Below are 5,376 nucleotides of genomic sequence, written 5' to 3'. Positions count from 1 at the left end.
GTACTGATTTTGGTTTTTTTATTTTCATAGGAAATATCGTTATGAAAATTCTCTTATAGGGAGAAATTTATATGCTTAACTATCTCTCAGAGTTTATGTAGCTTGTAGACTTTGGAAATGTCACTGGTAAAGCAGGCTAAACCAAAATCAGTAGTGTACTGATTTTGGTTTTTTTATTTTCATAGGAAATATCGTTATGAAAATTCTCTTATAGGGAGAAATTTATATGCTTAACTATCTCTCAGAGTTTATGTAGCTTGTAGAACAAGGAGGATAACATGCAATTATTTAAAAAACATATAGAAAATATGATAAAAGAAAAACAAAAAGGTATTGATATTTATATGGTGGAGAAAGACAAAATATATGCACCGGTCAGTGGAAAAATAATTCCGTTAGAAGAAGTTGAAGATGCGGTATTTTCCCAGAAAATTATGGGAGATGGAGTTGGTATTGAACCAGTAGAAGGTTATCTGTATGCACCAGTTGATGGAAAAATATCTGTGGTATTTCCTACCGGACATGTAATCGGAATAGAATCAGAAGATGGAGCTGGAATTATCATGCATGTGGGAATTGATACGGTAGAATTAAAAGGAAATGGATTTGAGGTATTTGTTGAGCAGGGCAGAAAGGTCAAAGCAGGAGAGCTGCTGATGAAATTTGATTTGTCACTGATTCGTGAGAAATATAAAGCAACGGTAATGGTTGTAGTGGAAAATTCAGATACTTTTACATGTCAGACTACAAAATCAGAAAATGTTAAGGCGGGAGAGGAGTTACTAAAACTGGAGAGGGTGTAAGGATATGATAAAAATAGAACAACCTTTTAACAATAATGTTGTAATGGGATGGGATAGAAAACACGGTGAAGTTGTAATTGTTGGAAAAGGAATTGGATTCCATGCCAAAAAGGGAGATATCATAGACGAAAGTAAAATCCAGAAAATATTTGTTGCAAATGAAAATGAAAAACTGGTAGATTTGATCCGCCAGATTTCGCCAGAATATCTTGAACTGGTAGAAGATATATTTTATAAGGCGAGAACGGAATATAATTTTTCACCGGAAGAACAGAACACGCTGGCACTTATGGATCATATACAATTTGCGGTAAAAAGGCTTAAAGAAGGGATACAACTGGATAATCCATTTACGACAGAGGTAAGGCAGTTTTATCAGAATGAATGGAAATTAGGTCTGTATGCAAGGGAACGCATAAAGGAATTGTTCCATGTAGTAATTCCGGATGAAGAGGTTGGTTATATTGCCATGCATCTTATTGCATCAGAATTTCAACAGGATCGCCGCATGGTAAATAAGGTTTTTCAGGTAATTGATATAGCATTGGATTATATAAAAAAGGAATATTTAACAGACGTAGATGAAAATTCCTTATCTTATACAAGACTTGTTACACATGTGAAATATTTTGCACAACGTTATGTAGAAGATAAAGAAAGTACAAAAGAAGATGAATTAATGAAAAAGACAGTTCGTGAAGTATTTCACGAAGAAGTTGATTGTATTGAGAGACTATCGGATCTTCTTTATGATAAATTTGGAAGACATATTACCAATTCCGAAGGAAATTATCTGGTATTGCATTTAAGAAATTGCAAGGAATAGCGGAAAGGGTGGTCACTATTAAATTAGGCCAGACCTGAAAACGGGATAACATTTACTGTTTATAGGTAAAGGAATCCTGTTTGAGGGTCTGCTTTTTTTACGGAAAATCCGAAAGAGAATATCCTGTAGATTATGCAGGTAAGAAGAACTTTCATACCTGTATGACAAAATAAATGCATATTTATCCTGTAAGAAAGGAGGGATGTAACAGGATAAATGTAAAATTGAAGATAATGATGTAAAACAAAAAGGAGGAAATTATTATGGATTACAAGAAAGCAGCATTAGAAGTTCTGCAGAATGTAGGGGGAGAAGAAAATGTAATAAGCATCATGAGCTGTTTTACGCGTGTTCGTGTAGAAGTAAAGGATAAGGATAAAGTAAATGATGCACAGATTAAGAAAATTGAAGGCTGCCAGGGATTGAACTGGGCATCCAATACAATTCAGATTATCTTTGGTGGAAAATGTAATGATGTATATGATGAACTGGAAAAAATTGTACATATCAGTGATAGCGGAGAGGAAGAAGCGACAGCAGTCGTAAAAAAGAAGAAATCCGTAGGTGCAGTAATCATTGATTACATCGCAAACTCTATTCAGCCAATTGTACCTATTCTGATTGCATCCGGATTTATCCAGAGTTTACTGGCAATGTTAAATTATATTAACATAGATACAACTACTTATACCTATCAGGTATTATATGCCATTGGACAGGCAGGATATTATTTCCTTCCAATTTTCTTAGGATTTGCAGCAGCAAAAAAACTCTGCGTAAATCCGTATATTGGAGCATTGGTAGGAGCAGTTTTGGTTTATCCAACACTGATTGAGCTTGGAAGTGCAGGCGGAACAGCAAGTTTTATTGGAATTCCGGTGACACTGGTTTCTTATGCTTCTTCCATTACACCAATTCTTCTTTCTATGCCTGTTGTAATGCTGATTAACAAACTTGCAAAGAAGATAAGTCCAAAGGTATTGTCAAGCTTATTAATTCCGATTATTACTATGATAATTTCAATTCCAGTTATTCTGATAGTAACAGGACCGATTGCAACCTGGATTGGAAATGGACTTTGTGGTGGAATTTCATTTATCTTTACAAAGATGTCTGTTGTAGGTGGTATCATTATTGGAGCAATCGCACCATATCTTGTTATGACAGGTGTACATAACGGAATTGCACTTCCAATTACTTTAACAGAGCTTGCAAGTCAAGGATTTTCTTATTTCTTCCCGTTACTTGCATATGGAAATATCGCAATTGGTGGAGCAGCATTAGGAGTATGGTTTAAGACCAAAAACAGCAAGATGAAAACAACATCCATGTCTGCCTCTCTTATGGCAGTTGTAGGAATTACAGAGCCAGCATTGTTTGGTGTATTACTTCCAGCTAAGAAACCTTTAATTTCTCTTGGAATTATGGATGCAATCTGTTCTGCATTTTCACTGGCATTTGGTGTAAAATGTACAGCATTAAGTCTCTGTGGACTTGGCGGACTTCCTGCATTCTTTGGTGATACTTTTGTAATCTGGTGCATTCTTATGACAGTATCCTTTGTGGGAGCATTTTTGATTACAATATTTATGGGATTTAAGGATATTCCGGAAGAACAGGCAGTATAAGTTATAGGAAAGAAGGGAATAGAATGAACTGTAAATATCCAAAATTATTTGAACCTTTAAAAGTAAATAAGGTAGTACTGAAAAATCGTATTATATCAGCACCACTTGGAAGTAATACAGACAAATCTTTAAGTGGTATTGGAATGATTATCCGCGGAACCAGTGGTTCCGTAGATGATTCCAGAATGCGTCTGACGCCAGGACCGTATTGTTTTGCAGACCTTTTTAAAGCAGCAAAAGTCAGGGAAGAAGTATCGATCATCCGTCAAAGAGGCGCAAAAGCAGAATTTGAGTTATGTCATTGTGGACAGTTTGCAATGGTAGAAAAGGGTGATTATGCGATTGGACCAGTATCTTATACAAGAGAAGATGGAACTGAAGTACGGGCAATGGATGAGGCAATGATGGAGGATATTGCAGATAAATTTGCAAAATCAGCCTTAGATGCAAAGGAATATGGTTTTGACAGTGTACTTTTGCATTTTGGTCATGGCTGGCTTCCAGCAGAATTTTTATCGCCATATTTTAATAAAAGAACAGATGAATATGGTGGAAGCTTTGAAAATAGAATTAAGTTTCCTACCATGATTGTAGACAGGGTAAGAAAAGCAGTTGGTCCAGATTATATGCTGGATATGCGTATCAGTGGTGATGAACATATTGAAGGAGGAATGCAGGTAGAGGAAGTTGCAGCATTTATTAAGAGTATAGAAGATAAAATTGATATGGTACATATTTCCTGTGGTGTTGAAGTAAATAATAATACAAAGATTTACATGTCTTCTACCGCTTATGCGCCCCATATGATTAATGTTGATCTTGCACGAAAAGTAAAAGAGCAGGTAAAGATTCCAGTAGCAGTAGTTGGTGGTATTATGACACCGGAAGAAGCGGAGGACATTCTGGAAAAAGGATATGCGGATGCAATTGTTGTAGGAAGGCAATTGATTGCAGATCCATGGTGGGCGCAAAAAGCCTATGAAGGACGCAGTGAAGATATTGTTCCATGCATTCGTTGTATGAATTGCTATAATCCATATCAGTATCGTACAGAGGAAGAAAAACGCAGTCATGTAGGAATGAATTCCGTACCATGTTGTTCTGTTAATCCGCGCTATCTCCATGAAGACAGAGTACCAAATGTGCTTCCAAAGGCAGATAGAAAGAAAAAAGTGGTGGTTGTGGGAGGAGGTCCTGCAGGTATGAAAGCAGCAATCACAGCAGCAGAACGTGGTCATGACGTAAGTCTGTATGAAGGAGAAGCAGCTCTTGGAGGACAGTTAATTTGTGCAGATTATGACAGTACCAAGCAGGATTTAAAAAGACTAAAAGACTACCTAAGCAACAGACTTTATAAATCAGGAGTAAAAGTGTATTTAAATACCAGAATGGATCCACAGAAAATCCGTGAACTTAATGCAGACAGCATAATACTGGCATTAGGAGCATATCCTGTAACATTCCAGATATCCGGAATGGAAAAAATCAGATTATGACAGCAATTGATGCTTATAAAAACTTAGAGAAGACAGGAGAAAATGTTGTTATTATCGGAGGTGGTTCGATAGGCTGTGAACTTGGTGTTGATCTGGCAAAAATGGGAAGGAAAGTAACAATTCTAGAATTAGGACCAGTCCTGAACCGGACATTGAATGACATCATGAAAGTAGCTTTGAAAACTGAGATGGATAAATGTAAAAATCTGACAGCAATAACTAAGACAAGTTGTAAAGAAATCCGTGAACATTCTGTAATCACGGAAATGGAAGATGGCAGTCAGAAAGAGATTTTAGCTGATACAGTTATATTTGCAGCAGGAATGCGCGCAAGACTGGATGAAGCAAATGAATATTTTGGAATTGTGCAGGATACCAATATAATAGGAGATGCAAATCGTGTAGGTACGGTATGGAGTGCATTAGAAGATGGATATTACATTTCTGCACATTTATAAATTTTAGAAAAATCCCTCATTTTTGAATAGCATGTAGAAAAAGGACACTCACAGGATTTGTACCGACCCCTAAAAGTTAGACCAAAAAATCTAACGATTGGAGGTCGGTATTTTTATGTCTAAATATAGTTATGAATTTAAAAAGAAAGTTGTAAATGCTTATCT

3 protein-coding genes and 1 pseudogene are annotated in these 5,376 nt (G+C 36.2%); all 4 read left to right on the top strand.

Annotated elements, in window-relative coordinates; all coding sequences use genetic code 11:
• The first annotated feature begins 278 nt into the window (after positions 1-278).
• A complete protein-coding gene (locus DW059_RS14755; protein WP_242986312.1) occupies positions 279-803 on the top strand; it encodes a PTS sugar transporter subunit IIA in 525 nt (174 codons plus the stop codon).
• A 4-nt stretch (positions 804-807) separates the two neighbouring features.
• A complete protein-coding gene (locus DW059_RS14750) occupies positions 808-1,629 on the top strand; it encodes a PRD domain-containing protein (RefSeq protein WP_199534395.1) in 822 nt (273 codons plus the stop codon).
• Between the two features lie 263 nt (positions 1,630-1,892).
• Positions 1,893-3,257 carry a PTS transporter subunit EIIC gene (locus tag DW059_RS14745; protein ID WP_117699295.1) on the top strand — a complete coding sequence of 455 codons (1,365 nt, stop codon included), beginning with the start codon at positions 1,893-1,895 and terminating at the stop codon, positions 3,255-3,257.
• Positions 3,258-3,280: 23 nt separating this feature from the next.
• Positions 3,281-5,211 (top strand): annotated as a pseudogene (locus tag DW059_RS14740) (oxidoreductase).
• Positions 5,212-5,376 lie beyond the last annotated feature (165 nt).

This window comes from Roseburia sp. AF42-8 (assembly GCF_003435965.1).
GTDB classification, from domain to species: Bacteria; Bacillota; Clostridia; order Lachnospirales; family Lachnospiraceae; genus Roseburia_C; species Roseburia_C amylophila.
The sequence above is the reverse complement of the archived record's forward strand: the minus strand, read 5'-3'. Positions and strand labels throughout refer to the sequence as shown.

Excerpts from the sequence above, each read along its gene's own strand:
- DW059_RS14755 (WP_242986312.1), top strand. The coding sequence starts at position 279 with ATGCAATTATTTAAAAAACATATAGAAAATATGATAAAAGAAAAACAA.
- DW059_RS14750 (WP_199534395.1), top strand. The coding sequence starts at position 808 with ATGATAAAAATAGAACAACCTTTTAACAATAATGTTGTAATGGGATGG.
- DW059_RS14745 (WP_117699295.1), top strand. The coding sequence starts at position 1,893 with ATGGATTACAAGAAAGCAGCATTAGAAGTTCTGCAGAATGTAGGGGGA.